This is a genomic window from Sulfuricurvum sp. MLSB (assembly GCF_000747095.1).
Taxonomy (GTDB): domain Bacteria; phylum Campylobacterota; class Campylobacteria; order Campylobacterales; family Sulfurimonadaceae; genus Sulfuricurvum.
Map to the genome: position 1 here is coordinate 1 of NZ_JQGL01000116.1, position 26,312 is coordinate 26,312.

The 26,312-nt window shown below is 48.6% G+C and carries 29 protein-coding genes; 13 read left to right on the top strand and 16 right to left on the bottom strand.

Annotated elements, in window-relative coordinates; genetic code table 11:
- Positions 1-30: 30 nt before the first annotated feature.
- Genes alaS through JU82_RS08235 form a run of 7 tightly spaced genes read left to right on the top strand, consistent with a single transcriptional unit; the run spans position 31 to position 8,244 of the window.
- Positions 31-2,583: an alanine--tRNA ligase gene (gene alaS / locus JU82_RS08205; RefSeq protein WP_037949344.1), complete on the top strand. Its 2,553-nt coding sequence runs from the start codon at positions 31-33 to the stop codon at positions 2,581-2,583.
- Positions 2,580-3,116 carry a hypothetical protein gene (locus JU82_RS08210; RefSeq protein WP_294892608.1) on the top strand — a complete coding sequence of 179 codons (537 nt, stop codon included), beginning with the start codon at positions 2,580-2,582 and terminating at the stop codon, positions 3,114-3,116. The genes alaS and JU82_RS08210 overlap by 4 nt, the downstream gene beginning before the upstream one ends.
- Before the next feature lie 3 nt (positions 3,117-3,119).
- Positions 3,120-3,674: a septum formation inhibitor Maf gene (maf, locus tag JU82_RS08215; protein ID WP_037949283.1), complete on the top strand. Its 555-nt coding sequence runs from the start codon at positions 3,120-3,122 to the stop codon at positions 3,672-3,674.
- A gap of 1 nt (position 3,675) precedes the next feature.
- Positions 3,676-4,428 carry a M48 family metallopeptidase gene (locus JU82_RS08220; protein WP_037949285.1) on the top strand — a complete coding sequence of 251 codons (753 nt, stop codon included), beginning with the start codon at positions 3,676-3,678 and terminating at the stop codon, positions 4,426-4,428.
- Positions 4,428-5,540 (top strand): aminotransferase class I/II-fold pyridoxal phosphate-dependent enzyme, encoded by a 1,113-nt coding sequence (locus JU82_RS08225; RefSeq protein WP_294892627.1) that lies wholly within the window; start codon positions 4,428-4,430, stop codon positions 5,538-5,540. The genes JU82_RS08220 and JU82_RS08225 overlap by 1 nt, the downstream gene beginning before the upstream one ends.
- Entirely contained in the window at positions 5,537-6,235 is a 699-nt protein-coding gene (locus JU82_RS08230) for an ATP-binding cassette domain-containing protein (protein WP_037949287.1), read from the top strand. Before JU82_RS08225 ends, JU82_RS08230 begins: the two co-directional genes overlap by 4 nt.
- A gap of 41 nt (positions 6,236-6,276) precedes the next feature.
- The gene (locus JU82_RS08235) at positions 6,277-8,244 is read left to right on the top strand and encodes a penicillin-binding protein 1A (protein WP_037949351.1); all 1,968 of its coding nucleotides are present in this window, start codon (positions 6,277-6,279) and stop codon (positions 8,242-8,244) included.
- A gap of 17 nt (positions 8,245-8,261) precedes the next feature.
- Here JU82_RS08235 and JU82_RS08240 read toward each other — a convergent pair whose 3' ends face one another.
- Both JU82_RS08240 and uvrB read right to left on the bottom strand, forming a co-directional pair.
- On the bottom strand, positions 8,262-8,822 hold the full coding sequence (locus tag JU82_RS08240; RefSeq protein WP_037949289.1) for a DedA family protein: 561 nt from the start codon (positions 8,820-8,822) through the stop codon (positions 8,262-8,264).
- A gap of 1 nt (position 8,823) precedes the next feature.
- A complete protein-coding gene (uvrB, locus tag JU82_RS08245; RefSeq protein ID WP_037949291.1) occupies positions 8,824-10,797 on the bottom strand; it encodes an excinuclease ABC subunit UvrB in 1,974 nt (657 codons plus the stop codon).
- Positions 10,798-10,971: 174 nt separating this feature from the next.
- On the opposite strand from uvrB, the gene JU82_RS08250 reads away from it, so the two are divergent.
- Positions 10,972-11,559: a hypothetical protein gene (locus JU82_RS08250; RefSeq protein ID WP_037949293.1), complete on the top strand. Its 588-nt coding sequence runs from the start codon at positions 10,972-10,974 to the stop codon at positions 11,557-11,559.
- Positions 11,560-11,616: 57 nt separating this feature from the next.
- Here the strand turns inward: JU82_RS08250 and JU82_RS08255 are convergent, their stop codons facing one another.
- The 7 genes from JU82_RS08255 to JU82_RS08280 form a co-directional block, all read right to left on the bottom strand.
- Positions 11,617-12,768: a hypothetical protein gene (locus JU82_RS08255; protein WP_037949295.1), complete on the bottom strand. Its 1,152-nt coding sequence runs from the start codon at positions 12,766-12,768 to the stop codon at positions 11,617-11,619.
- A gap of 32 nt (positions 12,769-12,800) precedes the next feature.
- Complete coding sequence (locus tag JU82_RS08260) at positions 12,801-13,451, bottom strand: hypothetical protein (protein ID WP_037949297.1); 651 nt, start codon at positions 13,449-13,451, stop codon at positions 12,801-12,803.
- 129 nt (positions 13,452-13,580) lie between these two features.
- Entirely contained in the window at positions 13,581-14,030 is a 450-nt protein-coding gene (locus JU82_RS08265; RefSeq protein ID WP_037949299.1) for a hypothetical protein, read from the bottom strand.
- A 58-nt stretch (positions 14,031-14,088) separates the two neighbouring features.
- Positions 14,089-14,445, bottom strand: coding sequence for a hypothetical protein (locus JU82_RS08270; RefSeq protein WP_037949302.1), 357 nt, complete (start codon positions 14,443-14,445; stop codon positions 14,089-14,091).
- 57 nt (positions 14,446-14,502) lie between these two features.
- The gene (locus tag JU82_RS12250) at positions 14,503-14,697 is read right to left on the bottom strand and encodes a tyrosine-type recombinase/integrase (protein ID WP_366921373.1); all 195 of its coding nucleotides are present in this window, start codon (positions 14,695-14,697) and stop codon (positions 14,503-14,505) included.
- A gap of 27 nt (positions 14,698-14,724) precedes the next feature.
- Complete coding sequence (locus JU82_RS08275) at positions 14,725-15,297, bottom strand: YceI family protein (RefSeq protein WP_037949303.1); 573 nt, start codon at positions 15,295-15,297, stop codon at positions 14,725-14,727.
- Positions 15,298-15,332: 35 nt separating this feature from the next.
- A complete protein-coding gene (locus JU82_RS08280) occupies positions 15,333-16,040 on the bottom strand; it encodes a pirin family protein (protein ID WP_037949305.1) in 708 nt (235 codons plus the stop codon).
- Between the two features lie 154 nt (positions 16,041-16,194).
- Here JU82_RS08280 and JU82_RS08285 point away from each other — a divergent pair, with 154 nt between their 5' ends.
- The 4 genes from JU82_RS08285 to JU82_RS08300 all read left to right on the top strand — a co-directional run bounded on the left by JU82_RS08285 (position 16,195) and on the right by JU82_RS08300 (position 17,478).
- Complete coding sequence (locus JU82_RS08285; protein WP_037949308.1) at positions 16,195-16,467, top strand: hypothetical protein; 273 nt, start codon at positions 16,195-16,197, stop codon at positions 16,465-16,467.
- Positions 16,468-16,469: 2 nt separating this feature from the next.
- Positions 16,470-16,691 (top strand): hypothetical protein, encoded by a 222-nt coding sequence (locus tag JU82_RS08290; RefSeq protein WP_037949310.1) that lies wholly within the window; start codon positions 16,470-16,472, stop codon positions 16,689-16,691.
- A gap of 88 nt (positions 16,692-16,779) precedes the next feature.
- Positions 16,780-17,112 carry a hypothetical protein gene (locus tag JU82_RS08295; RefSeq protein WP_037949312.1) on the top strand — a complete coding sequence of 111 codons (333 nt, stop codon included), beginning with the start codon at positions 16,780-16,782 and terminating at the stop codon, positions 17,110-17,112.
- A gap of 72 nt (positions 17,113-17,184) precedes the next feature.
- Entirely contained in the window at positions 17,185-17,478 is a 294-nt protein-coding gene (locus tag JU82_RS08300; RefSeq protein WP_037949314.1) for a c-type cytochrome, read from the top strand.
- Positions 17,479-17,510: 32 nt separating this feature from the next.
- On the opposite strand, the gene JU82_RS08305 is transcribed toward JU82_RS08300, so the two are convergent.
- The 5 genes from JU82_RS08305 to JU82_RS08325 all read right to left on the bottom strand — a co-directional run bounded on the left by JU82_RS08305 (position 17,511) and on the right by JU82_RS08325 (position 22,174).
- The gene (locus JU82_RS08305) at positions 17,511-18,317 is read right to left on the bottom strand and encodes a hypothetical protein (RefSeq protein ID WP_037949353.1); all 807 of its coding nucleotides are present in this window, start codon (positions 18,315-18,317) and stop codon (positions 17,511-17,513) included.
- 35 nt (positions 18,318-18,352) lie between these two features.
- Positions 18,353-19,546 carry a HAMP domain-containing sensor histidine kinase gene (locus JU82_RS08310; RefSeq protein ID WP_294892618.1) on the bottom strand — a complete coding sequence of 398 codons (1,194 nt, stop codon included), beginning with the start codon at positions 19,544-19,546 and terminating at the stop codon, positions 18,353-18,355.
- Positions 19,509-20,174 (bottom strand): response regulator transcription factor, encoded by a 666-nt coding sequence (locus JU82_RS08315; RefSeq protein ID WP_037949316.1) that lies wholly within the window; start codon positions 20,172-20,174, stop codon positions 19,509-19,511. Before JU82_RS08315 ends, JU82_RS08310 begins: the two co-directional genes overlap by 38 nt.
- Positions 20,171-21,448 (bottom strand): Na+/H+ antiporter NhaC family protein, encoded by a 1,278-nt coding sequence (locus JU82_RS08320; protein ID WP_294892620.1) that lies wholly within the window; start codon positions 21,446-21,448, stop codon positions 20,171-20,173. The genes JU82_RS08315 and JU82_RS08320 overlap by 4 nt, the downstream gene beginning before the upstream one ends.
- Before the next feature lie 102 nt (positions 21,449-21,550).
- Complete coding sequence (locus JU82_RS08325; RefSeq protein WP_037949318.1) at positions 21,551-22,174, bottom strand: hypothetical protein; 624 nt, start codon at positions 22,172-22,174, stop codon at positions 21,551-21,553.
- A 69-nt stretch (positions 22,175-22,243) separates the two neighbouring features.
- On the opposite strand from JU82_RS08325, the gene JU82_RS08330 reads away from it, so the two are divergent.
- A complete protein-coding gene (locus JU82_RS08330) occupies positions 22,244-22,906 on the top strand; it encodes a L,D-transpeptidase family protein (protein WP_037949320.1) in 663 nt (220 codons plus the stop codon).
- A 33-nt stretch (positions 22,907-22,939) separates the two neighbouring features.
- On the opposite strand, the gene JU82_RS08335 is transcribed toward JU82_RS08330, so the two are convergent.
- Positions 22,940-23,959 (bottom strand): cytochrome-c peroxidase, encoded by a 1,020-nt coding sequence (locus tag JU82_RS08335; protein WP_037949322.1) that lies wholly within the window; start codon positions 23,957-23,959, stop codon positions 22,940-22,942.
- A gap of 66 nt (positions 23,960-24,025) precedes the next feature.
- A complete protein-coding gene (locus JU82_RS08340; protein ID WP_037949324.1) occupies positions 24,026-26,266 on the bottom strand; it encodes an AAA family ATPase in 2,241 nt (746 codons plus the stop codon).
- Between the last annotated feature and the right edge of the window lie 46 nt (positions 26,267-26,312).

Below are 26,312 nucleotides of genomic sequence, written 5' to 3' on the forward strand. Positions count from 1 at the left end.
CAATTTTATGACAAGTGTGAGTAACCCATGATGGATGTCCGCGAAGCCTTTTTGGCCTTTTTCGAATCAAAACAACATGAGCGCGTAGCGAGTTCACCCCTCGTTCCTGATGATGCGACGCTTCTCTTTACCAATGCGGGGATGGTTCCGTTCAAGTCGATCTTCACGGGAGACATCCCTATTCCTGCGAACCCGCGCGCGACCAGCGCTCAGACCTGTGTCCGTGCCGGCGGAAAACATAACGACTTGGAAAACGTCGGCCATACGGCGCGTCACCATACGTTCTTCGAGATGCTCGGAAACTTCAGTTTTGGCGACTATTTCAAAGAAGAGGCGATTGCCTATGCGTGGGAATTCGTCACCGAAGTGATGAAGCTCCCTGTTGATAAACTGTGGGTCACCGTCCATGAAAGCGACGACGAGGCCGAAGAAATTTGGAAAAAGCACATTGCCGCCGATCGCATTATGCGTCTGGGGGACAAGGACAACTTCTGGCAGATGGGCGATACGGGACCGTGCGGTCCGTGTTCGGAAATCTTCGTCGATCAGGGCGCCGAGCACTTCAACGGTCCCGAGGACTACATGGGAGGAGACGGTGACCGATTCCTGGAAATCTGGAACCTCGTTTTCATGCAATACGAGCGCAACGCCAAAGGGGAACTTAAACCGCTTCCGAAGCCTTCTATCGATACGGGTATGGGGCTGGAGCGGGCAACCGCAGTCCTCGAAGGGGTGACGAGCAACTACGACAGTTCGCTGTTCATGCCGATCATTCGCAAAGTTGAAGCCCTCATCGGCAAGCCGTACGTCTATGCGACGGGGGCCTCGTATCGCGTTATCGCCGACCACATCCGTACGGTATTGTTCCTTCTGGCACAGGGGACGAACTTCAGCAATGAAGGGCGCGGCTATGTACTGCGCCGTATCCTTCGCCGCGCGGTACGCCACGGATACCTTCTGGGCTTTACGAAGCCGTTTATGTTTGAAGTCGCGGACACCGTCGCCGAAGTGATGGGGAAACAGTACCCTTACATTGTCGAAAAGCTCTCCGTCGTTAAAGAGCAAATCATGCTCGAAGAGGAGCGGTTTTTCAAAACCATCGCGTCGGGAATCGAACTGTTCAACGAAGAACTCAAAAACACCAAGGATGTCTTCAGCGGCGAAGTAGCCTTCAAACTCTACGACACGTTCGGATTCCCGCTTGATTTGACCGAAGATATGCTTCGCGAGAAAGCTATGGGCCTTGACGTCGATACGTTCGAACGGCTTATGAGCCTTCAGCGCGAGCGGGCCAAAGCGGCATGGAAAGGCTCGGGCGACGCCCATGTTGAAGGGGACTTCAAAACCCTTCTCGAAACGTTCGGCGTCAACACCTTCATCGGATACGGTTACACCAAAGCGCCGGTCAAAGTGCAGGCGCTTCTGGGCGAAAACTTTGAACGCATCGATCAGCTTCACGCACACCAAAAAGGGTGGGTATTGCTCGAAGAAACTCCGTTTTATGCGGAGAGCGGCGGACAATGCGGCGACAGCGGCGTATTGGGTGACAAAGCGGTTGTGCTGGACACGAAAAAATTCCACGGTCTGAACCTCTCGCACATCGAAACGAAAGAAACGCTCAGTGTCGGCGAGACGGTAGAGGCGATTGTGGACCCTTCACGCAACGAGATTGCCAAACACCACTCGGCGACGCACCTGCTTCATGCGGCACTGTACGAAATTCTGGGAGAGCACATCTCTCAAGCCGGTTCACTGGTCGAACATAACCGCCTCCGTTTCGACTTCTCGCATCCCAAAGCGATGAGCCACGAAGAGATTGCTCTCGTCGAAGAACGGGTCAACTACCATATCTTCCATGCGTTGGAAGGTACAACGCGCGAAATGAGCATCGACGAGGCCAAAAAGAGCGGCGCCAAAGCGCAATTCGGCGAAAAGTACGGCGATACGGTTCGTGTCGTCAATTTCGGGTCGGCATCGGTCGAGTTTTGCGGCGGTATCCACGTTGATAATACTGCAACCATCGGAACATTCGCAATCGTCAAAGAGAGCGGAGTGAGTGCGGGTGTGCGCCGTATCGAAGCGGTGTGCGGCAACGCGGCCTACAATCTGTTCAAATCGCAGCGCCATCTTCTCGAAGAGGTTGAAGCTTCCGTCAAAAACCGGGATGTATTGGCAGGAATCGAGCGCCTTAAAGAGCAGGTGAAAACCCTCAAAACCGACATGGCGGCACTGGCTTCAAGCGCCAAAGAAGAACTCGGTGTCACGATGATGGGCAGCACGGCTGTGGTTGTCGCCGAGTTGGGCGCCGGAGATATTAAAGAGCGGATTGACGAACTCAAAAATACTCATGAATCGGTCGCGGTAATGCTATTCCAAATCAAAGACGACAAAGTTCTTCTCGCCGCAGGCGCGAAGAACACGACTCTCAAAGCGGGAGACTGGATCAAAGCGATTGCGCCGATCCTCGGCGGAGGCGGAGGCGGACGTCCCGACTTCGCCCAGGCGGGCGGTAAAGACGCTTCCAAGATGGGTGAAGCCAAAGAGGCGGCAGTGGCCTATGTCACGCAGGAACTTAGCAAATGAAGCAATTTATTGTCGAAACGTTTGCCGATCACCGCAATCTGATCGTTTTTTTGCACGTTCTCAGTGCCGTTATCTGGGTCGGAGGGATGATTGCGATCCGTTTTGCGACGCATCAGTCTCTTAGCCTGATTACCGATCCGAAGCTGCGTTTGGAACGTGCGGCGCACACTCTCAAGCGTCTTTTTGGCATCGTATGGCCGTTTGTCGTTATTTTGCTGGTAACGGCGATTTTCATGGCGGTCGGGCTTGGATTCCGTGCTGCGGCACTGGATGCGTCCGGCAACGTGATCGACGATTATGCCATGAGCCTCTACAACACGGTTCATATCAAAGAAGCGATCTGGCTTGTTATGGCATTGAATCTCGGCGCGATGATGTTTCGCCGCTCAAAAGCCGAAAAAGCTCTCAAACTGGGTAATGTCGACGAGGCCAAAAAGATGCTCGGCGTGATTGCCCAATACATGGTCCCCGTCAATATCGGCCTCGGGGTAATCGCGATTTTTATCGGCGTCGTTCTTAGAAACGCGTACTAACCAATGCTGCGTCTCGCTTCTGGATCGGTTACCCGTGCCGAACTGCTCCGGAATGCAAATATCCCTTTTATTCAGGAATCCATCGATTTCGATGAGGACTCCATACGTGCATCTTCTCCCAAAAATTTCGTTTATCAGGCTACGCTGGGAAAATACAAAGTGAATCTGGAACGGTTCGGATGTGCCGATTACCCTCTCTTGGTAGCCGATACGGTCGTAACGGCACAGGGGAAAATCCTGCGCAAGGCCAAAGACGAAACCGATGCGAGAGACATTCTTCGTACCCAAAGCGGTTCGGAAACCGATATCATTACCTGTATGATCTACAAAACGCCCCGCTTGGAGTTGGTGGATATCTCCGTGACACGCTATTTTTTTGACCCGTTCGATCCTGCGGACGTGGAGCGTTATCTGCACAGCGGGCAATGGCGCGGAAAAGCCGGAGCGTGCATGGTGGAGGGGTTTTGCAAACCTTATATCCGGGAAGTGCGGGGATTCGAGAGCACCGCGATGGGACTCTCCGTCGAAATCCTCAGAATGTTCATGGAGGAGGCCTGATATGACGTTACGTGTGTTGATCCTTGCGGCGGCACTGATAAGCGGATGCGCTACGACTCCGGTGACGAACCGGACGCAGTTTATGATGATCTCGACCGATCAGGAGATGAATCTGGGAGCGAGCGAAGCGCAAAAAGTGCTTCAAAGCTCCAAGCTGAGTCAGGACAGGGCACTTCAGGAGCGGGTCAGACGGATCGGACAGCGGATTGCCGCGGTCAGCGGACGGAGCGATTTTGCGTGGGAGTTTCACGTCATCGACGATGCCACGCCAAACGCTTTTTGTCTTCCCGGCGGAAAGGTCTTTTTCTATACGGGGATTTTGAAAATCGCCGAAAACGATGATCAGATTGCCACCGTCATGGGACACGAGATCGCGCATGCGCTTGCGCGGCACGGTGCCGAGCGCCTTTCGATGCAGACGGCGAGCAACATCGGTGCGCAGGTGCTGGCAACCGCTCTCAATATCCCCTCGCAGTACCAGAATCTTTATTCTCAGGCATACGGGATCACCTCAAAGATAGGATTGATCCTCCCTTACAGCCGCAAATTCGAACACGAAGCCGATCAGATCGGTATCTATCTGATGTGGAAAGCGGGATATAACCCTTTGCAGGCTCTGCGTTTCTGGGAAAATATGGCGCGTCTGTCGAAAAGTTCTCAAAAACCTCCCGCCTTTTTATCCACCCACCCGGCGGATGAGGAGCGGATCAGCGAAATCCGCGAATACATAGCGCAGCTTCCCCTCCAGCGATGATGCATCCTTACGAAAACGAACTCAAGGCGCTTAAACGTTCCGGTCGTTACCGGGAACGGCTCGTTGCCGATGACGCGCTGATTGATGCGGCATCCAACGATTATCTGGGGCTTGCGCACCTCAAAGAGCTGCATCTCAAAGCCTGCGAGACGTTATCGCGTTACCCGTATCATGCCCCTAAAGCGTCGATGCTGGTGGGAGGATACCATCCGATACATGCCGCGTTTGAGAAAGCGCTGTGCGAAGCAAACGGGTTCGAGACGGGGATTGTTATGGGGAGCGGTTTCAACGCCAACATCGGCCTGATCGAAGCGCTTGTGCGCAAGGGGGATGTGCTCTTGATGGACGAGGATTACCATGCGAGCGGCATTATCGCCTCCAGATTGTGCGAAGGGGAAGTGCATTTTTTCCCGCACAACGACACGGAGTTTGTGCAAACCGCACTGGAACGTTACAGGGACCGTCGGGTTATCGTCGCGGTAGAGGGGATATACTCCATGGGGGGTGATACGGTCCGCCGCGAGATACTCGAACTGGCAATTTCCCATAATACGATATTGATTCTTGACGAAGCCCACAGCAGCGGCGTCATCGGGGAAAACTTGATGGGTATTTTGGATTACTATCAGATAGCACCGACACCGCTGATGGTCAAGATGGGGACGCTGGGGAAGGCATACGGGAGCTTCGGCGCGTATGCATTGTGCTCTGCGCACATCGGCGAATATCTGATTAACCGCGCCAAAAATGTCATCTACGCTACCGCCCCTTCGCTGTACGATACGGCCTTGGCCTATCATGCTCTGGAATACATTCTAGCCCATGCGGCACAGCTCAGAAAGAAAATTTCAATCCGCCAAAAGATTGTGTATGATGTGCTTGGAATCAGCGTTCCCGGCTTGATCGTTCCTCTCGAAATCGGCGACAACCGCGAAGTGATGCGCCTTCAGGAGGACTTGAAAAACGAGTTCGGAATTCATGTCGGGGCGATTCGGCAGCCGACGGTGAAAAAAGCGATCATCCGTCTTATCGCCAGACTCGATATCGATGAAAGCCTTTTGCGTCAGGTATGTGAGCGTTTTGGGCCGATATTGGATAAAATATCGCGATGAATACCGTCCTGATTGATCGGCTGAAAATCACGCATGACCAGAACGTGCTCGTCGATATTGCCCTGGAGATTCGGCGCTCTCTGGCACTGGTGGGGGAGAGCGGCAGCGGCAAGTCGCTTACCCTGAAATCGTTGCTCGGTTTGCTGGAACCGACGCTGGAGGTAATGCTTGAAAAACAATGCGGATTTGAATGGCAATCCGGAAAGAGCGTTGCTCTGGTTCCTCAAAACCCGTTTACGGCTCTTTCGCCGTTGACAAAAATCAAGAATCAGCTTTTTGTTCCGCAGGAGCGGAGCGAAGAGCTTTTTGAATTGCTGGGGCTGGAGAAAGAACTGCTGGAGCGTTATCCGCCGGAACTCTCGGGCGGTCAGCTTCAGCGTGTGGTTGTCGCCATTGCGCTCTGCGGTGATCCGAAACTGCTGTTGCTGGATGAGCCGACGACGGCACTTGATGCCGTGTCGAAAGAGGCAATGATCGTTTTATTAAAAGAGCTACAGGAAAAAATGAATTTTTCAATGCTGTTTGTAACCCATGACATGGCGGTTGCATCGGCATTGTGCGATGATATGTGCGTCATTCGCCACGGGCGGATCGTCGAGACGGGGAAAACGGCGCAGGTCGTGGCAAACCCCAAAGAGAGCTACACCCAAGCGTTGATTGACGCCGAGTTTAAAACCAGAGGATTTAGAATTTGATGAACCTTTATGAACCTGAACAATTATCTCTAAAAGCCCGAATGAAAAAATATTTTTTGATTTTAATCGGAATCATGATTATGATTCCCGTCGGCTTTTTGGGTTATCTTATTTACACGTTTGAATACGAAACCCAACGCTTGATCAACTATCAGCCGCGTCTGACGACAGAAGTGTACGACCGCAACGGCAATAAAATTGCCAACCTGTTCAGCGATCAACACCGTTATTACGTTTCGTACGAAAATATCCCTCCGCGTCTGATCGAAGCGCTTCTGGCAATCGAAGATACGATGTTTTTCGAACACCACGGCGTTAATCCCGATGCCATTATGCGGGCGATCATTAAAGACGTTACTGCCGGAAAACTGAAAGAGGGGGCGAGTACGATCACACAGCAGCTGGTCAAAAATACCCTTCTCACCCGCGAGAAAAAATTCTCGCGCAAGTTCAAGGAGGTGCTGTATGCGATCCGAATTGAGCAGGAATTGACCAAAGAGCAGATTCTGGAACGCTATTTCAACGAAATTTATTTGGGGCACGGCTACTACGGGATCAAAACGGCTTCGGACGGATATTTTCGAAAGCCGCTTAAAGATTTGACCCTCAAAGAATCGGCGATGCTTGTAGGGCTTCCGAAAGCACCGAACTTTTATTCGCCGACCCGAAATTACGAGCTTTCTTTGGGACGTGCAAATCGTGTCATCGGACGGATGTATGAGCTGGGATGGATCGATCAGGCGACGTATGAGAAAGCGACTCAGGAACGTCCGAAAGTCTACAACGACACCCTCAGCAAAAACTCCGGTCCCTATATCATCGATGAAGTTATGCGCCAGCTCGGCGATGCGTTTCCCGACATCCGAAGCGGCGGGTACAAAGTCTATACGACGATCGATATGAGGCTTCAGGAAGCCGGATATAAAGCGCTTCAATCGGGGCGTGACGAGATTCTCAAACGGGCTCAGGAAGCGGGGGATCTGGATGAGAACATGCAGCGTCAGCTCAACGGTGCGCTTGTCAGTCTTGATCCTTATACCGGAGAGATTCTGGCAATGGTCGGGGGGTATGATTATTCACTCAGCCCTTTTAACCGTGTAACACAGGCCAAACGTCAGCCCGGATCGGCGTTCAAGCCGTTCATTTATCAAGTAGCGCTCGACAGCGGGATGTCTCCCGCATCATTGGTTCCCGACATCGCCCGTACCTATACGTATGCGGGTGAAGGGGGCGAAGAGAAGACGTGGCAGCCTAAAAACTACAAAAACGAATACAAAGGGATGGTAACCATCCGCGACGCGCTGACCCATTCACGGAACCTTGCTACGATCAACATGGTCAGCGATATGGGATTTCAGAAAGTGGTTGAGGGGCTTCGTCGATACGGCATCGTCGAAAATCTCCCGCCGGATTTATCGCTGGCTCTGGGGACGATGATGATCTCTCCGCTGGATCTGGCAAAATACTATACGATGTTCGCAAGCGGCGGCGGACTGACCAATCCGATTTTGGTACGTGAAGTGGTGACGCCGAGCGGAGAGCGGATTCGCTATGAAAACAAACGCCGTCAGGTCAACACCCCCGAACAGATCTATCTGATGACGTCGATTTTGAAAAATGTCGTCAGCTACGGAACGGGTACGTCGGCACGGGTAGCGGGAATCGAGATCGCCGGGAAAACCGGGACGACGAATAAAAACGTCGATGCGTGGTTCGCCGGGTATTCTCCGAGCGTCGAGACGGTCGTGTGGTTCGGTAATGACAACAATACGCCGATGCGCCGCAGTGAGACCGGGGGGCGGGCTGCCGGACAGGTTTTCCGTTATTTTTACGAAGATATGCTTCGCATCTATCCGAATACCAAGCGCTATTTTGACCGCCCAGCCGGAGTATACGACATGACGACCGGCGGAGACGGAAATGTAACCGAAGCATTCACCGATACCTCAAAAGCTCCTGACGTGACGCAGGAAGAAGCGCCGAAAACCGACGAAAAGTTATTGTTTTAACCGATAGCTTTTTATTTTTATCTCTTTTTGGTGGCCTGTGAAAAATAGATCCACAGGCTCCCTCCGACAACGACCAGCATGACGGGTGCAAGATAGGGTTTGTCGGCAACCAGCTCATACCCTTCGAGCAAAGCACCTCCGCCCAAATAGCTTCCCCCTCCGATAACGACCGCCCAGATGGCGGCACCGAGCGCGTTATAGCCGCTGAATTTCCAAAAATCGTATTTCGTCAAGCCGATGGCAAGAGGTACCAGCGTCTTGAGTCCGTAGATGAATTTTTTGATGATGATAATCCAGGCGCCGTGCTTTTTGATCAACAGATGCGAAAACGCAAGTTTGCGGCGGTGTTTTTTGAAATATTCCATCATCTCCGTTTTGTGATAGCGGGACATGTAAAACAGCAGCGCGTCGCCGATAAAATTGGCGGCGAAGGCAATGGCAATCGAGAGGGAAAGATCCATTTTACCCATGAAGCTGAGTACTCCCGCTCCCAGCAAGGCGACAAAACCGCCTCCCAGCGAGTAGAGAAACAAGACGACATATCCGTATGTCGACAGGTTGCTGAGCATATTATCCATTTTACAATTTCCTTATTTTTGCTATTTCGTCGCGGAGACGCGCCGCTTCTTCAAATTCCAGTTTTTTCGCCGCCTCTTTCATTTTGGCGGTGAGCTCGTCAACGAGTTTTTTTCGTTCGGCGGCGGGAAGCGTTTTGGCTTTTTTAGAACGGTTGTACAGTTCGGCGGGGTCTTCGAGTTTGAGGTTTTCATCGAGGGAGCGTTTCGTCGTTGTCGGGGTGATGCCGTGTTCTTTATTATAGGCATCTTGTCTGGCACGCCGTTCCGTCGTCGTTTTGATCGCCCGCTCCATCGATCCCGTCATTTTGTCGGCATAGAGCAATACCCGTCCGCGTTCGTTTCTTGCCGCCCGTCCGATTGTTTGGATCAACGACGTTTCGGAGCGTAAAAAACCTTCTTTGTCGGCGTCGAGAATGGCTACCAAACTTACTTCGGGGAGATCAAGACCTTCGCGCAGGAGGTTAATTCCGACGAGCACGTCAAAATCGCCCACGCGCAAACCCCGAATGATCTGATTGCGTTCGATCGCATCGATCTCCGAGTGCATGTACTGCACTTTGATCCCCAAATCGGCGAGGTATTTGGTAAGGGCTTCGGCCATCTTTTTGGTCAATACCGTAACCAGGACACGGTCGCCGAGGGCGACCGTTTTTTTGATCTCATCGTGGAGGTCTTCGACCTGATTGGTGCTGGGTTTGATCGTGATCTCGGGGTCGAGCAGACCGGTCGGACGGATGATTTGATGGGCAAGCGTCGTGCTCAAATTCAGTTCCTGCGCGGCAGGGGTAGCGGAGACGAACATGTAGTGAGGCGCTTTTTCGATGAATTCATCGATCATCAGCGGCCGGTTGTCCAGAGCGCTTGGGAGGCGGAAGCCGTAGTCGACCAGAACCTCTTTGCGGCTTCGGTCGCCCGCAAACATACCTCGAAACTGCGGGAGACTGACATGCGACTCATCCACGATGATGAGGTATTTGTCATGGTGCAGAGCAAAATAATCGAGCAGGGTGTAGGGGGCTTCTCCGGGTTTTTTGTCGGTCAGGTGGCGGGAGTAGTTCTCGATTCCCTTACACATTCCCGTTGCCTGCAACATTTCAAGGTCGAATTCGCAGCGCTGTTTGAGCCGCTGGGCTTCGACGATTTTTCCCTGTTTATTCAATTCGGCAAGCCGCTCTCCCAGTTCGTCTTCGATCCGTTTGATGGCGCGGGAGAGTTTTTCCTGCCCGACGGCGAACTGGCTGGTGGCATAGATCGTGATCGTCTCGATCGTCTGCACGACGCTGTTGTTCAGCGGTTCGAACAGCGCCAGCCGTTCCACTTCGTCGCCGAAAAACTCGATCCGCAGCGCCTGATCCTGCCAGTACGGCGGGAAGATGTCGACGACTTCGCCGTTGACGCGAAAATGCCCCCCCTCGAAATAGCTGTCGTTGCGCGCATACCCCATCTCGACAAGGCGCAGCAGAAGCTTTTTTTGGTTCATCTCATCGCCCAGCGCGATGACCTGTACCATCTTCTCGTACTCTTCCGGGTCACCAAGCCCGTAGTTGGCGGAGACGGAAGCGACGACGATGACGTCATCGTAGCTGAGCAGGTTTGCGGTGGCCGAGAGACGGAGACGTTCAAGTTCGTCGTTGATCGAACTGTCTTTTTCGATAAACAGATCTTGACGGGGGATGTAGGCCTCGGGCTGATAGTAGTCGTAGTAGCTGATGAAATACTCGACGTGGTTTTCGGGGAAAAACGAGCGAAACTCGCTGTAGAGCTGCGCCGCGAGGGTCTTGTTGTGGGTCATGATGATGGTCGGCAGCTGGACGCTCTCGATCACCTTGGCCATCGTGAACGTTTTGCCCGATCCCGTCACCCCCTCGAGGGCGACGTAACGTTCGCCCCGCTTGATACCGCTGCTGAGTGCTTCGATGGCGACAGGCTGGTCGCCGGCACTTTGGTAGGGGGTATGAACTTTAAAAATCGGCAAAAGAAACCCTCAAAAATAGATGTGAAATTATAGCGCAAATGCTGTTTTCTCTTTGGATTTTAGGGCAGATTAGATGTGGAGTCTCTACCTATACGCTGCCGAGAATCTAAGTAAAAAACTATTATGCTATTGCTAGTGAGTTTTACTAAAATGTAAATTATTGAAAGAGAAAAAATGTGTAATACGTATGAGATTTATGTAAATGTGAAATCAACAGTTAAAAATGCTGATAAATGGGAATCCATAATAATGCAATGGATTGAAAACAATAAGCAATATTTAGAAGCGAATGGTTTTAATGATTCTGCTTATTGGCATAATGAAATGGCTAATATAAGTTGTTTAGTTGGTGCAATTTGGAAAGTAGGTGGAGTAGCAATATCCGAATATACAACAACTAAAGGTGGTGGGCAAAAAGACTATAGCCGTGCTGATCTTTATTTTTCAATCGATGGTATTAAGTATCTTGTTGAATCAAAATATCTTAGAGATCATGAGACTAAGAATGTAAATAAAAACAATATTGAGTCAGAAATGGAGCAAGCAGTTGGTGAGTGTAAAAGCATTAAAGATGGATATGTCCACAATAGAATGGCATTAGTTTTTGCAGTTCCAACCGATAAAGTGCAAATTAAACTCAATGATTATAAGTATGACATTCAAGTGATGCTAAAAATTAATGGACGTAAGAACCTTCAATATGATGGGAAAAATTACAATACTGTTTATCTTTTTGGGACATATGTAAATACTATGAAATAACTATTCATAAGCTGTCAAGAATGTGTGTGAGGTATATGGGTGAGGTTTTAGTGGAAATCATATTGTTTTGGAACTATATTTACACCTTTCAATATCAATTGAAGAATGATGAATATAAGCATGTATACAACCATCGTTGTATGTATCTAATTTATTAGTAATGTGTTTTAAATCAGGATTTTTCACATAGCCTTTGTATAAGCTACCAACAGAAGATAAAGCAATTTTTATTGAGAGAAGTTTCATACCTCCTCCTTTGTGTGTTCCATGGTGAGGAGTGATAAAAACATCAAATTGTTTTCTAGATAAAGATTGGCACACCCGATTAATTTGATTTGTTTCTAAATCACCTAAAAAAAGTATTTTGTTATTTTCTGATTTAAAAGCTAAACTAAGATCATTAGCTGCTGTACGTAAAGCATCATTTGCTGTTTTTACTAAAGGAGGTAGTTCACTTACGCCCGTTGGCTCATTTGTGAATGGTTCTTTGTCTAGTTTTATATCAGTGCTATTCATATTGGCATTAGGATAGTTATATTTTTCTTCATGTGTGGGATTTTCATGCTTGTATTTTTCAGTTATAGCTTTGGAATATTTTTCAGCTAATTCGTCTAATTCTGGATGTTCGACTTTTGCTTTTTCAAAAGCTCCAATCGCTTTTTTTATTTTTGTAATAATCACTTTATCTTCTGAATCTAAAGTCTTTCCATTCGTATGAGATTTTATATTTATAATTCTTGGAGGCCATAATACTTCATACTTTGTACCATTATGATTGAATGTATCTCCCTTAAATAAAGGTGCATATTGAAAAGCCGTTGTGCTGACTTGACGTAATTGTTCAATCAAGTCAGCAGCAGCGGAACCACTACTGGTTCCGAGTGTAATATAATGATTCATTGCCATTAGATAAGAAAAAAAAGTAATTCCAATATTCTTACCATTTTTATCGATGATAGTAGGTATTCCCGGGTAATAAACCTGTTTCAAATTAAACAACGAATGATTTAAAAAAAAGAGACCATTGTAGTGATCTTCATGAAAGTGTGACAATACAAATGTTTCAATATGATGAACAGGATAGCATCTACAACATCGATGGTAATGATAGTTTGAAATCTTGTCTATATCACCACCAAAATCAATCATCATTTTGTGATTGACGAAAAGATTAAGACCATTTCCAACATCATGCATACAAACATTCATCATTACGCCTTAGTTTTTATTAAATCAATATTTTAAATTTTTTGACTTTTTTGAATAGTACGGAATAATTCAAAATATTCCATTTGAAGATTCTGAATATTAATTTCGGAATCAGATGATAAATCAGAAAGACTTAGATTGATATTGGCATTTTTCATATCTTTTTGTAAATCATTGTGGAATTTTTGAATAGTACCATATGCAGGGTTATTGCTATATACAGTTTTTAAAAGAACTTCTAAGTCTACTCCAGTTTTATAAGCTGATAAAAGTATTGGAGTCGTTTCGAGATGAGCTTCTAATTGAGTTCTCATTCGTACATAGTCTTGAAATTTATCAACTTTTGGTATTGTCATATCTCGAAGATGATCAAACATTAATTTATCGGTAAATCCACAAACTTTCGCTTTTGCTTCTAATTGATCAATGGTTGAAAGAAAAGATCTTCCATCGTTATAAATGTTGGTGTCTATAATTTGATCTGAACCTTCAACGGCTATGAAACCTGCAAGAAAAGCTGTTTTCTTTTTTGCATTTTCAACATTTTCATCTTGATTAGTAGGTTTATTAATTTCGATTGATAGTAGTTTGTCAATTTTGAAAAAATTATTCTCAATAGGTGTGAAAGCAATTAATGTAATAGATATAATGGATAACAATGATAGGGAATATTTTTTTTGCATATCTTATTCAACCTCCTGATCTATGAAATGCAGTCAATAACTTGTTTAGGACATTGCAGAGCAAATGAATTGGTCATTTTTTCGAAAGATGTCCATTTTTAATGGCTTTCAAACTTTCTCGAAAGAGAGCTATAGTCTTTTTATTAATTTTTCTCCCCACCCTTCACTAATATTAAAGTTTTCTTTTTCGAGATCAGAGAGTAATCTACAATTTTCTAAATTTACTTGTTGCCCATCTTTAATGATGTTCAAATTTGGTGATTGAAAATTTGAAGCCTCATAACTGTTTAAACTAATTATATAATTAGCATTTTCTGAAATGCAAATTAATCTTTCATTAGGGTTGTTCATCAGTGGCTCTATATTTGATAGTAAACCAGTTGCATTATATGTTGCATTTTCTAAAGGTATGACATCTGCTTTGTAAACTTTTGCTGCCATTTTGAATTGTGTGGGAATGAATGGTAAATCTGAAAAATTTACAATAATGCCAACTAAAAAACCAATGATGAAAATGATGGAAGCTGCAATAGCATAGATTTTTTTTTCGTTATCTAGGAAATCCCAAAACAGTTTCATTTATCTGCTATCTCTATATTTCTAAGCTCTGCTGCACTTTAGTTTCGGAAATAGTCAATTAAAAATATCTCTCCCAAAATTCTGTTTTTGGTTTAGCTTCTGTGATGGTATTTAACCATTCTTCGACAGCATGCAATTCCTGATCGACGGACTCATCCTTCAAATAACCATTACGCCAAGCTTCCCATACATGTTCGAGTAAATCATTTAAAATGGCAGGAGGGTATATTGCATCATTTCGCAAGATGTCTTCTAGATTATTACCAGACCATACAGGGTCTAAATTATCTCTCCATGTACAAATAGCACTACTTATATTATGTGTGATTGTCATTTTATCTTTAGCAAGTTCAATTTCGTATATATCATGGTGTCCCCATCTAGGGCTATAAATTTTTAATTCAACTATACGCATTTGATTTTTCATCCTTGTTTTTAGTGACTTATAAGTTTACTATAATTTTCACCTAGTTCAATAAATCTTCTCCACCGCCGAAACCTTATTGGCTTGGGCAAGCTTCGCGTATCTCAATGTCATATTGATATCCCGGTGGTTCATCCATTTTTTGATCGCGAATAGAGGAACTTGGTTAATCGCTAAATGGGAAGTGAAAGTATGCCGAAGCGTATGGTTGTAAACCCGATTCTTCCAATCGTTTCTTTGCAATAGGAGTTAATTATTCCTGATTCCGGCTTATTTAGCCAGAATTCCTTCGAGCTGAATGTCGAGCTTGACCGTCTCTCCTACCGCTACGCCGCCGGCTTCAATCGCTTTGTTCCAAGTGATTCCGTAGTCTTTACGGTTGATCTTCCCGCTGAGCCCTAAACCGATCCGTTGATTTCCCCATGGATCTTTGATGAGGCCGTTGTGTTCATAATCGAGAACGACGTTTTTGGTGACGCCGTGCATTGTCAGTTTTCCATAGGCTTTATCTCCTTTGACTTTATCCAGAGCAAAGGTGATAAGGGGGTATTTTTGGGCGTCGAACATGTCGGGCGCTTTGAGGTGGGCATCGCGCTTTTCATTGGCGGTATTGATCGAATGGACATCGACTTTTCCGTTCAGTTCTTTGAGCGTTTTCGTTTTTTCGTCGTAGTGGATCACTCCGCTGAAGGTGTCGAATTTCCCGCTCACGTCGGAGATCATCATGTGTTTGACTTTGAAGCCGACGGTAGAGTGCTCGGGATCGACGTTATAGGTTCCCGCGAACAGCGATGCAGAGCCCAGAAGGGCGAAGGCTAAGAGTGAAGAGAATGTTTTTTTCATGGTGTTTCTTTTGTGTTTGATTGATTTTTAAACGGTTAGTGCATCGGTACGTCAAATAACAAGACTTTGGACTCACTTAGTGCTTTCAGAGCGTATTCCTTCTCATCCGTGATTTGTAGTTCATCGCGCGCATTGAGAATATGGCCGGCAATCTCTATCGAGCCTTCCATCACGAAAATAAGCCGTCCATGGGAGGATTTGACGGGTGCAACGCTGATCTGCGCATCTTTATCCAGATGGGTTGAACAGATCACCGCATCCTGCCGGATCAGGATTGAATGATCTCTCCCGTCTCCGGATACGAGCGCGGCCCAGCGGTTGTGTTGATCGACGGTGGTAAAGTCGCGGTTGTCGTACAAAGGGGGTGCCCCTTTGCGATCGGGATGAATCCAGATTTGAAAGAGTGCCGCATCCTCTTCATCGGTCGCGAATTCCGAATGCAACACTCCGCTTCCGGCGCTCATGTACTGAACCTGACCCGCATGGATAATACCGTGGTTTCCTTCGGAGTCTTTGTGCTCCAGTGCGCCTTTGGTGACGATCGAGACAATCTCCATATCGCGATGAGGATGCATGCCGAATCCCTTTTCCGCTTCGATTACATCGTCGTTTATGACCCGTAACACTCCAAAACCCATGCGGTTTCGGTTGTGATACTCCGCAAACGAAAAACTAAACCGGCTGTGAAGCCATCCATGCTCGGCAATACCGCGCTCGTGGGCTCTGTGAATGACGGTAGACATTTTTTTCTCCTTCGATTGGGCTAATACTGCAAAAGGAAATTCGAATAGTATAAGCGTAAGCAGGCCTTTGTGTCAGTATAGCGTGTCCTGAGGCAGATTGTGTTAGAATTATGACTACTAGAACTATTGAAAAAATTACTATCCGAGGCTAATTATGCTCTTTAATCCGACACCGATGGAAAAACTCGAAACCCTGACAAACGATTTGGTCGCCAAGTACGCTACCGTGAAAGAAGAACTCGAAACGCTGCGTCAGGAAATGGTCGCAATCCGCGCTCACGGAAGCGGAAAAGACGACGAGATCGAGCGTCTTGTCGGCGAACTGCGTGCCAAAGACGCGGAATTGACGGCCAAAAATGCCGAGTTGGCTGAAAAAGATGCCGAGATCGAAGCCATTGTCGCGAAAATCGAAAGCATGCTGGGCTGAGCGTGAAAACCAAAGTCTCTTTGACGATCAACGCCAAACGCTACGATATCGACGTAGAGGATGATTTCGCCAAATTTCTGGTGAACGGTATGAAAGAGGATTTCCATTTTGAGGGAAACAACGACCTCAAAGTCCTCCTTCAAGCGTATGTCCGAAAAAGCTTCGCTTTGTATGAACAGGAAAAACAGATTACCCTCTTGCTCGATCGTCTTCAAACTCTCTAAACGCTTCACATTCGCTTCACAATCATTTTTTATACTGCTCCTATCCAAAGAGAAATTCGAAAGAGCTTCTCGAAACAAGGAGTCGAAAATGAAAAAGCTGATTATGTTAGTGGTCGCAGCCGCTCTGACTGCTTCAATGGCGCAAGCCGATGCCAAAACGGGTCAAAAAGTCTATCTTAAAACGCTGAAAGCGAAATTCGGCAATATGAACGGGACAAAATTTGCTGCCGAACATACGGTAGCCGAATGGGAGGAACTTTTTGCCAACGATGCAGCCGGATTTGTCAAAGAATACGGCGAGCGGTTTCCCGCAGCGGTTCCGGTTCTGAGCAACCCTTCAATGAAGGAAAAGCTTCAGGATGTCGGCGATTTTGCCAAAGAGTACGGAAGTGATTCGGGGAATGTCCCCTCTTGCGGCTAATACGCTATCGGTTCCAAGGCCGGCGCATGGGTGCGCCTGACTCAAACACATACATATCGTAAAGGATTTATGATGAAAACATTGATTGCACTTCTCGGACTTACTGTTATGTTGAGCGCGGCGGATGCCGGCGCTTTGTATCAAAAATGTGCCGCCTGTCACGGGGCTAAAGCCGAAAAAGCGGCTTTGGGAAAATCCGAAGTGATTGCCGGATGGAGTTCGGACAAAACCTTCGATGCCCTGAAAGGGTACAAAGCCGGAACCCGTAACACGAAAGGGATGGGCGCTCTGATGAAAGGGCAAACCGCCGCTTTGAGCGACGCGGATATGAAAGCGTTGGCCGATTATATCGCCAAACTAAAATAAAGCAGGGGGACGGCTTCCCCCTTTCACTCTTCTTATTCTCTCCACGGAACTTTCATGTAAACACGCAAAAGCGTATCGCTGTCCCACGGCAAAACAGAGGCAAGCCCTGCTTTTTGATAGGGGTCAAGATTGTATCGGGTGTATTCAGCGCTCATATACACGGTACTGCCTTTAATCCATTCGGTCGAATCATAGCTTACCGTTAGCTCGCATTGATTTTCAAGCCATTGATCGTTGTCTCTGTATTGCTGGAGGCGAATGTATCCGTCCGTCTTTGTATTCAGTTTGAGTTGGCCGTCTGCTAAGACGGTGTAGGCTGCCGTGTCGTGTTTCAGATCGTTTGTCGGATACCCGCGTGATCGGGGTACGTCATCGTCAATTTCCAGATTATAATACCCGCCCAATGCTTTGAGACCGAGACTGAAAGCGGATGCCTCGTATTGCGCTCCGATTCCGGCAAAGAGTTTAAACTGCTTTTCAACCCCACTGACGGTATTTTGCTTCCCGTCAAATCGTGCCAGCCAGTCTAACCCGATGGCGGGGGTGAACTGATAAAGATCTCCTTGTATATGAGCATCGGCTTCATGCCAATAGGGACTATAATCGGGATCCAGTTCGTCATGGTCATAATCGGCAAAAAAGGTCAAACTGCCGCCCATCATGATTCCCGAATCGGTGAGGGCACTGAGGGAAATACCGATATCCGCCCCGACCGTATGGGAATCTTCGTCGCTGACGAACGTATCGTGCATCCCATACATCAGCGCCCAGTCTGCGGCATTGGCGGCAGGATGGAACATGCTTAATCCCACTACTAGAAAGGTCAACGGTTTGTTCATCTTTTTCCGATCAAAATGATTTTTATACGTAGCACTTAATTTATACCATACCAGCTTACGCAAATCTTTGTCCCTTTATTCTCCTCTGATTCGACGGTAATCTTTAAGTGATAATCCTTGGCGATCATCGCGACGATGTTCAGTCCGATTCCGAATCCTCCGACGCTTTTGTCGGCCCGTGTATAGCGCTCGAAAATCCGCTCGATCATCGCATCGGGAATACCGATCCCGTTGTCTTCGATGCACAGCAGCCCGGGACGAAGCGTAATATTGATCGTTCCTCCCATCCGATTATACTTGATCGCATTCGAGAGAAGGTTGTCGATGAGACGGGTGGCTTTGGTCGCATCGATGAGATACGAGATATGCGGGGCAATGTCGAGGGTAAGTAAAATCTGTTTTTGTTCGATCCGATGGCGAAAATACTCCAGTCGTTCGTGCAGCAGCATACTCAAATCCAGAAGGGTGTCGCGGACGGCAAGATCGTGATTGAGAATCAAGTAGGTGAGATCATCATACAGCGTCGAAATGGTGCGGGAAGCGATTTCGATCCGGCCAAGTTTCTTCTGCACCGAAGGGGGCAATTCGGATTCTTTGAGGGCTTCGATGTTGGTCAGTATTGCGCTCACCGGCGTATTCAGTTCATGGGTTGTGTCTTTGATAAAATCATCCAGCAGGGTAATGGCGTCGTTCATCGGCCGTAGAAACATGCGAGAGAGAGTAAACCCGATGAGGGCGAAGAGGATAAAAAGCCCCGTACCGAAGAGAAGCGCGTTGATAAGCGTTTGTTCCCGCCACAGTTCGTCGTCGCGGGTTTCGAATACGAGATAATATTCTCCAAGCCCATAGGGGGATAGGGGAATCACGAGATGGATGAAGCCGTTATGCAGGGCGATATTTTCATCGAAACGCTGATGAGTTTGGCGAAGATTTCCGACAAGCAAATCTTTGTCATACCCGTACAGTGCCGTTCTGTAGGCGAGATCTTTCGGAAATGTTTGGAGGTCGTGTCCGCTTTCGAGCCATGTTTTAAGGCGGGGAACATAGCTTTCAGATTGGAGCTGCATTGCCAGACGATGGGAGGAGAGCATCTGTCCTTTCATCGATTCGTAATACAGCGTCCCGATAAGGGTGAGGATCAAGACGCTCATTACCCCATACAGGGCTAAAAACGATCGGAGAGTGCGGTATTTAGCGAAATTGATACCCGAGGCGTTTGTGGCTGACAATTCGATCCTTTCCGAGCAATTTGCGCAGCGTTTTGATGTAGGTGCGCAGGCTTCCGTCGCTGGGAGTTTCGTCATAGTCCCAGAGATGTTCCATGATCACTTCATGTGGCAGCAGTTCGTTTTTGTGCTGGATGAAGAGTTTGAGCAGCTTATGCTCTTTGAGCTGAAGGCTCTGTTCAACCCCGTCGCTAAGGAGGAGTTGATTGTCGACATCGTAGGTAATTCCTCCGCCTAGATCGATCGTTTCGGTCGGATTGTGAAAGAAATTGCGTTTGAGAATCGTCTGAACCCGCAGCAGAAGCTCTTTGAGTTCGAACGGTTTGCGCAGATAGTCGTCTCCGCCGCTTTCAAACCCCTTTTCCAGATCGTTCATCGCGTTGCGGGACGTGATAAAAACGGCCGGCGTCGCGTTACCGCCGTTTCGGGCTTCTTTCAGGAGTGAAAAACCGTCTCCGCCGGGAACGTTCACATCCAGAAGCAGCAGGTCGAATTTTTGTTCGAACAGAGCGTCTTCGGCACTTGCCGCATCGTAAACGCGGACGACCTCAAAGCCGTGTTCTTCAAGGTACTCACTGACACTCTCCGAGAGGTTCGGATCGTCTTCGAGCAGCAGCAATCTGGCTTTCATGAGAAGATTCCGACAAGGATAAACAGCAGCAACGCCATCGCGGCGGAAATCAGGGCATACGGGAGCTGCGTTTTGGTGTGCTCGGCTACGTCGCATCCCGATGCCATCGCCGAGATGATCGTCGTATCGGAGATCGGAGAGCAGTGGTCTCCGAACACGCCGCCCGAGATGACCGCCCCCATTACGAGCGCGACCGGCGCGTCGAGTGCGACGGCCAGCGGTACGGCAATCGGGAGCATAATACTGAATGTTCCCCAGCTTGTCCCCGTAGCAAAAGCGATGATGCCCCCGAGAACGAAGATCGCTGCGGCAAGATATTGGGGCGGGAGATAGTCACCGACGAACGATGCGAGGTAGTTGCCTACTTCCATATCCGAACATACCCCCCCGATGGCAAAGGCAAACAGGAGGATCGAGGCGATCGGAACCATTGATCGCGCTCCGGAGAGCGCAGCTTTGAAAAACTCGCTCGTGCTCATGGCATTTTTGGAGCGGTAGTAGATCCACATCAGTATGAGCGTCAGGGAGAGGGTATAAAAAATCGAGCTTGATCCCGATCCTTTGAGAATGTTGCCGCCGCCGGTGAGGATCATAAAGAGGATCACTCCGCCGATCATCCACACAATCGGCCAGACAAAAAAGCCCACGGAACCGTTGGCATCGGCAAACGCTTCGGAAGGCTTATGGACGATAGCGCTGCGCATGGGGCCGATATCAATTTCGTACCACACCGCCAGGAAGGTGACGATCAAAGCCATATAGGCGTAAAAATTAAAAGCGATCGACTGAAGAAGCCAGACGGCGCTCTCGCCGCTGATGAGACCCGCGGCAATCTGCCCCCCGATGAGACCCAGCAGCAGTGCTCCCCATCCGTTAAGCGTGATGATCGAGCATACCGGTGCCGAGGTCGAATCGCATACGAAAGCGAGTTTGGCGCGGCTGATGCCGTAACGGTCGCAAAAGGGCCTTCCGATAGCACCGGCTACGAGCGACGTGATGGAAGACTCTATGAAAATAACGGTGCCCGCGATAAAACTGGGAATCAGTGCCCCCCTTTTCGATTTCACCCATGTCCGTTTGATGCTCAGCTCGTGTACCAGTCCGTTGACGCCGCCGCTACGCTCGATTAGGAGCATGACCGATCCCACCATAACGGCAAATGCGAGCGTTTTAAGGACCCATGCCTCCTGCAAAAGGGTACTGAAACGCTCCGTTGCGAGTATGAGTGCGTCAAGAGGTTGGAAATCGGCGATGATCACTTCTCCTACGAACACGGCGGCCGCAAGCGCGAGAAAAACAGAACGGCTTAAAAGCGCCAGTACAATAGCTACAAACGGGGGGAGAAGCCCTAAAATTCCGTATTCGATGAAAATCCTTTAGAGTGCCAGCTGCAGCCGCATGATTCCGACTCGTTCAAACTGTTCTTTGTAATATTCGCTCCGTTTTTCGTCGATGATATCGAAGCCCAGTTTTTTGTAGATCATTTCGGCCTCAACTGAGCCGATTTCGATGGAGGTCTGTACTTTGCGGTACCCTTTGAGACGGGCCGTAAGCATACTTTTTCCGATTAGTTCTTTGTAAACGTCAATGGTTTTGAAATCGGGTTTGACCATCAAAAAATCGAGAACGTAGGTTTTATTGTCGACGTCCCCCTCGCACAGTAGATACGCGGCAATCCGTTCATGATAGCTTTCGTCAAAGCCGATCTCTTCGAGTGCTTTGGAAAAAATTTCATGTGTTGCAATTCGCGGTTCGTAACCGCAGATTACCCCGACCTTTTCAGAACCGGAGAGGGCAATGAAAAAATTGGAGATGTGGCAATAGCATTTTGTGGGCGTAAGAGCCAGCTCCCTGAGATGTTCAAGAAGTGTTTTTTCGTCTGAAGTATTGAATACCAAATCGAAAAGGCCTATTTTTTTCCCTGCCCTGGAACTCTCCAGAAGCGCTTGGGCAACAATCTCAATATCTGCCTCGGACGCTTTACGAACGGTAACCGCCATTTGTCCACGCTCCTGGATTTTTCAATATGCTATACTACCTAACTTTAAAAAATCCTAAGATAAGAATTAATGTTTAAAAGTTTTCTAAGTTTTATTGCTTCTCTGATTTTTCCGTCCGAACAGCTTGTGGTCGTCGTATCGGAAGACCTCAATGCCACAACTGCACGGCTGCAGCGGTATGAAAAACAGGAACAGTGGGAAAAAATCGGTACTCCCGTCGTGGTAACACTGGGACGAAACGGCATGGGATTCAGTTCGGGAAAAGAACCTTTAAAGTTCGAAGGAGACGGACGTACGCCATCAGGAGTGTTTCCGATCACAGCGAGTTTCGGATACGGCCCGGTTCCCAATTCGGCACTTCCCTACCTGCATGCCGATGAAAAACTGATCTGCGTCGATGACACGGAAGACGAGCGCTATAACCGCATCATTTCCAATGAGGGCCCGGCGCCCAAAAGCTTTGAATGGATGCGCCGAGACGATGAGGTATACCGCCACGGTGCCGTGATCGGGTATAACACCGATCACGTGAAGGGGAGAGGTTCGTGTATTTTTCTCCATCTTAACCATTCCGACAACCATCCGACCTCTGGATGCACGGCGATGGATGAAGCGGCGCTGGTTGAATTGCTCGGCTGGCTGGATCCGGAGAAAAAACCGCAGATTTTACAGATGCCCAAAAGTGAATGTGAAGAGTATAAAAAAGAGTTTGAGGGGATTGAATGTGAATGAATATTCCCGCGAATGCGGGAATAAAATAGGCGGTTAGTCGTTAATGACATCCACTTTAGGTGTTGTGGCTGTTGATGCGGGAAGCATCGGATAGATGATCGTCGGTTTTTTCCCTTCGAGGGCTTTGAGGAACGTTTCGATCTCCGCGGTCTCTTTGTCGCTCAGATCGACACCCAGCTGGATGCGTCCCATCTCTTTGATCGCTTCGGAAAGTGTCGCGATCTGGCCGTTGTGGAAATACGGCGCCGTTTCGGTCACGTTGCGCAGTGTCGGTACACGTACCAATCCGTTGGCATCTCCTTTGAAATCACCTACATTCATATGCTTGTATTGACCCGTAACACCAAACGCCTGCATCGTTCCGCCCAGCGCAATGTCGTTGTGACATGTTGTGCACCCTTTGTCGATAAAGGTTTTGAGCCCTTTTTGCTCGGCGGCAGTGAGGGCTTTTTTGTTCCCGTTCAGGAAATCGTCATAGCGAGACGGCGTGATAAGAGTCCGTTCAAAAACGGCGATGGTATCGGCAATTTTTTCGAAGGTGATTTTCACATCGTTACCGTAGGCTTTTTTAAACGTGTTGACGTATGCCGGCATCGAGTTGACGACGTTTGCGACATGATCTTTCGGAGCAGCCATCTCAGGCGCTGCCTGCATCGGCCCTTGCGCTTGATCTTCGAGATGTGGGCTGCGTCCGTCCCAGAACTGCTGGCTGTAGAATACGGCATTATAGACCGTCGGCGAGCTTAGGTGGTGAGGATTGGCTTTCCATTTGTGGCCGATGGCTGCAGCCATCCCGTCAACTCCTCCTGTAGCAAGGTTGTGGCAGGTGTTACAGCTAACCAGTCCGCTTTTGGAGAGGCGAGGCTCAAAATAGAGCATTTTCCCCAGTTCCACTTTCGCGGCAGTGGTAGGGTTTTTAGGATTGGAGGTCAACTTTTCGACTGCTTTTTTATTAGCCGGAATCGGTTTGAGACCGGCGTTTTTGGCTTCATCGATCAGTGAAGCGTCCATGACGGCGGTGGCAACGACGGCTGAAATCATCAATGCTTTCATATTAAGATCCTTTGGACGAATTTATCTATGAAAAGAGTATAACACAAGTTATCTAAATGATAAAAATTATCCTTTAGATAATTCCTGAATAACTGTGGAGCGCTTTGTATGTTCGAGACGTCGACATGCCGATTCGAAGGCTCCGCTTTCGCCGATCAGAATACAATGGCGTTTGGCACGGGTGAGGGCGGTATAAAGGAGTTTGGTGTTGAGCATGATATGATGCGAAAAACTCATGACGATGACAACCCGCTCATATTCCATTCCCTGAACTTTATGAATGCTTAGTGCGTAGGAAAGGTTAAGCAGCTCTCCGATCCCCTCAAATTTATATTGGACGATCAGCTCTTCGTTGGGATAGTAGACGTAGGCGAGTTCTTCTTCATCGTCGATGCGAAACACCAATCCGCACATGCCGTTGAATATCCGCCGTTCGCTTGGTTCGCTTCCTTCTTTAAACTCTTCGGGAGTATAGGAGAGGATATTTTCATTTTTGACATGGACGACTTTATCCATCAGCCGCAATTCGCCGCGACGGGTCGTAATCTTCTTTTTCGGATTGGGATTAAAATAGTCTTGAAGGACCGTATTGAGGTTATCGACTCCGAGCGTATTGGCCCGCATCGGAGAGAGGACTTGAAATGCGCTGAGGTATTCGCGGATCTGTTTGGAATGGAGTTTTTCCCGCGATTCGCCGAGATGTTCCAGTGTTACTTCGGCAATTTTGGCAAGAATATTTTGGGCGTGCATCTGCACCGCTTCACTGAACGCATCGGCATTGAGGCTGTTTTTAAGGGCATGGCGGTTGGGAATGTCGATAGGGATGAAGGCAAAATCATCGTAGGGCTCTTTGTAGGAGGGGATGATACCGCGGCGGACGTCGTTGGCGATCAGCGCAATCGCCTGATCGTCGCGCTGGCGGTAAATCTGCGTCAGCATGACGGTTGGAGCCAGATTCAGGGCAATTGCATCGCTGAGGGGATTGCCTGCTCCGATGGGGGGGAGCTGCGCGTCGTCGCCGACGATAATCACGGTCGCATCGGGATCGATTTTGGCCATAAGGCGCGCGAAAAGGGCCGAATTGATCATCGACGCTTCATCTATCAAAATTACTTGATAGGGCATGGTGTCGTGCGATTCAAACCGTACCAGCAGGCTTTGGATGGTCGAGCTTTGATAGCCGCTGCGTTCCCGTATCCGTTGGGATGCGATGCCGCTGAGGGCGCAGGTCATGATGAAATTCGGGTCGTGGCGGGTAGCCAAAAGATCGAGCAATGCTTTGGCGGTCGTACTTTTTCCCGTCCCGGCATACCCCACAAGTAGTATCAGCCCCGCCCCGCCGTTGATCAGGCGAAGTGCTTCGTACTGCTGTTCTCCGAGGTTCAGTGTGTGTTCTTTTAAAAACGTCTCCAGAGTGTCGCAGAGCGGCGGATGGGAGATTTTGCCCCGTTTTTCAAACTGCTCCAGGAGAAATGTTTCGGCTTCGTAGATTCGGGTAGGGGAGAGTTTGCCGCTGCGCAGCCGGATAATGTTTCCCTCGCGGACCCGGTCTTCGAGCGCTTCGTTGTAGCGGTCGTGATCTCCGAGTTCGAGTAGCATATCGAGTTTGTCGTAGAGGGTATTGCGCTCGATGCAGCTGTTTCCTTCCTGCTCGCAGTGTTCGCCGAGAGTGTATTCCATGGCTGACTGGATGCGTCGGGGATCGTCAGGTATAATGCCCATATTCCGTGCGATTTCGTCGGCTTTTTTGAACCCGATGCCGTTGATGCGCATCAGTCCGTAGGGATTGGAGCGGATCGCTTCGATAGGGTCGCCGACATTTTTCATCGCTTCGGCGATAAGGCGCAGCAAAGAGGGGGTGACGCCGTAGGGGGCTAGATATTCCCCGAGCAGCCGCATCGAGCGAAACTGTTTCCATCCGGATGAGAGTTTGGCAAGCCGTTTGGCGCTCATCCCTTTGATCTCCATCAAACGCTGGCAGTCGTTGTCAAGGATATCGATCAGCCCCTCGGTACTGTAGCGCTCGATCAGTTCGGCGGTGAGTTTTTTTGTAAATCCCTTGACGACCCGGTTGAGAAAAAAGAAGAGTTCGTGCTGATTGACGAGGAGCGATTCGGCCTTGAAACTCCTTCCGTACTGGCGGTGTTCTTCCCAGTTTCCTTTGAGGGTGACGGCAGCCCCGACAAGGTGTGCGACGTCGCTCTCGTAATAGTGGGCGCTGATTTTTTCGCCGCTGCGGAGAAGAGCGATGAAAAAGCCGCCGTTTTCATAGATGATTTTGTCGATTTGGCCGATCAGGGTTTGCATGGGGCGATTGTAGCGAAAATTCGGCAGTAGGGAGATTTATCGGGCA

Bases quoted from the DNA above. Each gene is read 5' to 3' on its own strand.
- alaS (WP_037949344.1), top strand. From the start codon at position 31: ATGGATGTCCGCGAAGCCTTTTTGGCCTTTTTCGAATCAAAACAACAT.
- JU82_RS08210 (WP_294892608.1), top strand. From the start codon at position 2,580: ATGAAGCAATTTATTGTCGAAACGTTTGCCGATCACCGCAATCTGATC.
- maf (WP_037949283.1), top strand. From the start codon at position 3,120: ATGCTGCGTCTCGCTTCTGGATCGGTTACCCGTGCCGAACTGCTCCGG.
- JU82_RS08220 (WP_037949285.1), top strand. From the start codon at position 3,676: ATGACGTTACGTGTGTTGATCCTTGCGGCGGCACTGATAAGCGGATGC.
- JU82_RS08225 (WP_294892627.1), top strand. From the start codon at position 4,428: ATGCATCCTTACGAAAACGAACTCAAGGCGCTTAAACGTTCCGGTCGT.
- JU82_RS08230 (WP_037949287.1), top strand. From the start codon at position 5,537: ATGAATACCGTCCTGATTGATCGGCTGAAAATCACGCATGACCAGAAC.
- JU82_RS08235 (WP_037949351.1), top strand. From the start codon at position 6,277: ATGAAAAAATATTTTTTGATTTTAATCGGAATCATGATTATGATTCCC.
- JU82_RS08240 (WP_037949289.1), bottom strand. From the start codon at position 8,822: ATGGATAATATGCTCAGCAACCTGTCGACATACGGATATGTCGTCTTG.
- JU82_RS08250 (WP_037949293.1), top strand. From the start codon at position 10,972: ATGTGTAATACGTATGAGATTTATGTAAATGTGAAATCAACAGTTAAA.
- JU82_RS08255 (WP_037949295.1), bottom strand. From the start codon at position 12,768: ATGAATGTTTGTATGCATGATGTTGGAAATGGTCTTAATCTTTTCGTC.
- JU82_RS08260 (WP_037949297.1), bottom strand. From the start codon at position 13,451: ATGCAAAAAAAATATTCCCTATCATTGTTATCCATTATATCTATTACA.
- JU82_RS08265 (WP_037949299.1), bottom strand. From the start codon at position 14,030: ATGAAACTGTTTTGGGATTTCCTAGATAACGAAAAAAAAATCTATGCT.
- JU82_RS08270 (WP_037949302.1), bottom strand. From the start codon at position 14,445: ATGCGTATAGTTGAATTAAAAATTTATAGCCCTAGATGGGGACACCAT.
- JU82_RS08275 (WP_037949303.1), bottom strand. From the start codon at position 15,297: ATGAAAAAAACATTCTCTTCACTCTTAGCCTTCGCCCTTCTGGGCTCT.
- JU82_RS08280 (WP_037949305.1), bottom strand. From the start codon at position 16,040: ATGTCTACCGTCATTCACAGAGCCCACGAGCGCGGTATTGCCGAGCAT.
- JU82_RS08285 (WP_037949308.1), top strand. From the start codon at position 16,195: ATGCTCTTTAATCCGACACCGATGGAAAAACTCGAAACCCTGACAAAC.
- JU82_RS08295 (WP_037949312.1), top strand. From the start codon at position 16,780: ATGAAAAAGCTGATTATGTTAGTGGTCGCAGCCGCTCTGACTGCTTCA.
- JU82_RS08300 (WP_037949314.1), top strand. From the start codon at position 17,185: ATGAAAACATTGATTGCACTTCTCGGACTTACTGTTATGTTGAGCGCG.
- JU82_RS08305 (WP_037949353.1), bottom strand. From the start codon at position 18,317: ATGAACAAACCGTTGACCTTTCTAGTAGTGGGATTAAGCATGTTCCAT.
- JU82_RS08315 (WP_037949316.1), bottom strand. From the start codon at position 20,174: ATGAAAGCCAGATTGCTGCTGCTCGAAGACGATCCGAACCTCTCGGAG.
- JU82_RS08325 (WP_037949318.1), bottom strand. From the start codon at position 22,174: ATGGCGGTTACCGTTCGTAAAGCGTCCGAGGCAGATATTGAGATTGTT.
- JU82_RS08330 (WP_037949320.1), top strand. From the start codon at position 22,244: ATGTTTAAAAGTTTTCTAAGTTTTATTGCTTCTCTGATTTTTCCGTCC.
- JU82_RS08335 (WP_037949322.1), bottom strand. From the start codon at position 23,959: ATGAAAGCATTGATGATTTCAGCCGTCGTTGCCACCGCCGTCATGGAC.
- JU82_RS08340 (WP_037949324.1), bottom strand. From the start codon at position 26,266: ATGCAAACCCTGATCGGCCAAATCGACAAAATCATCTATGAAAACGGC.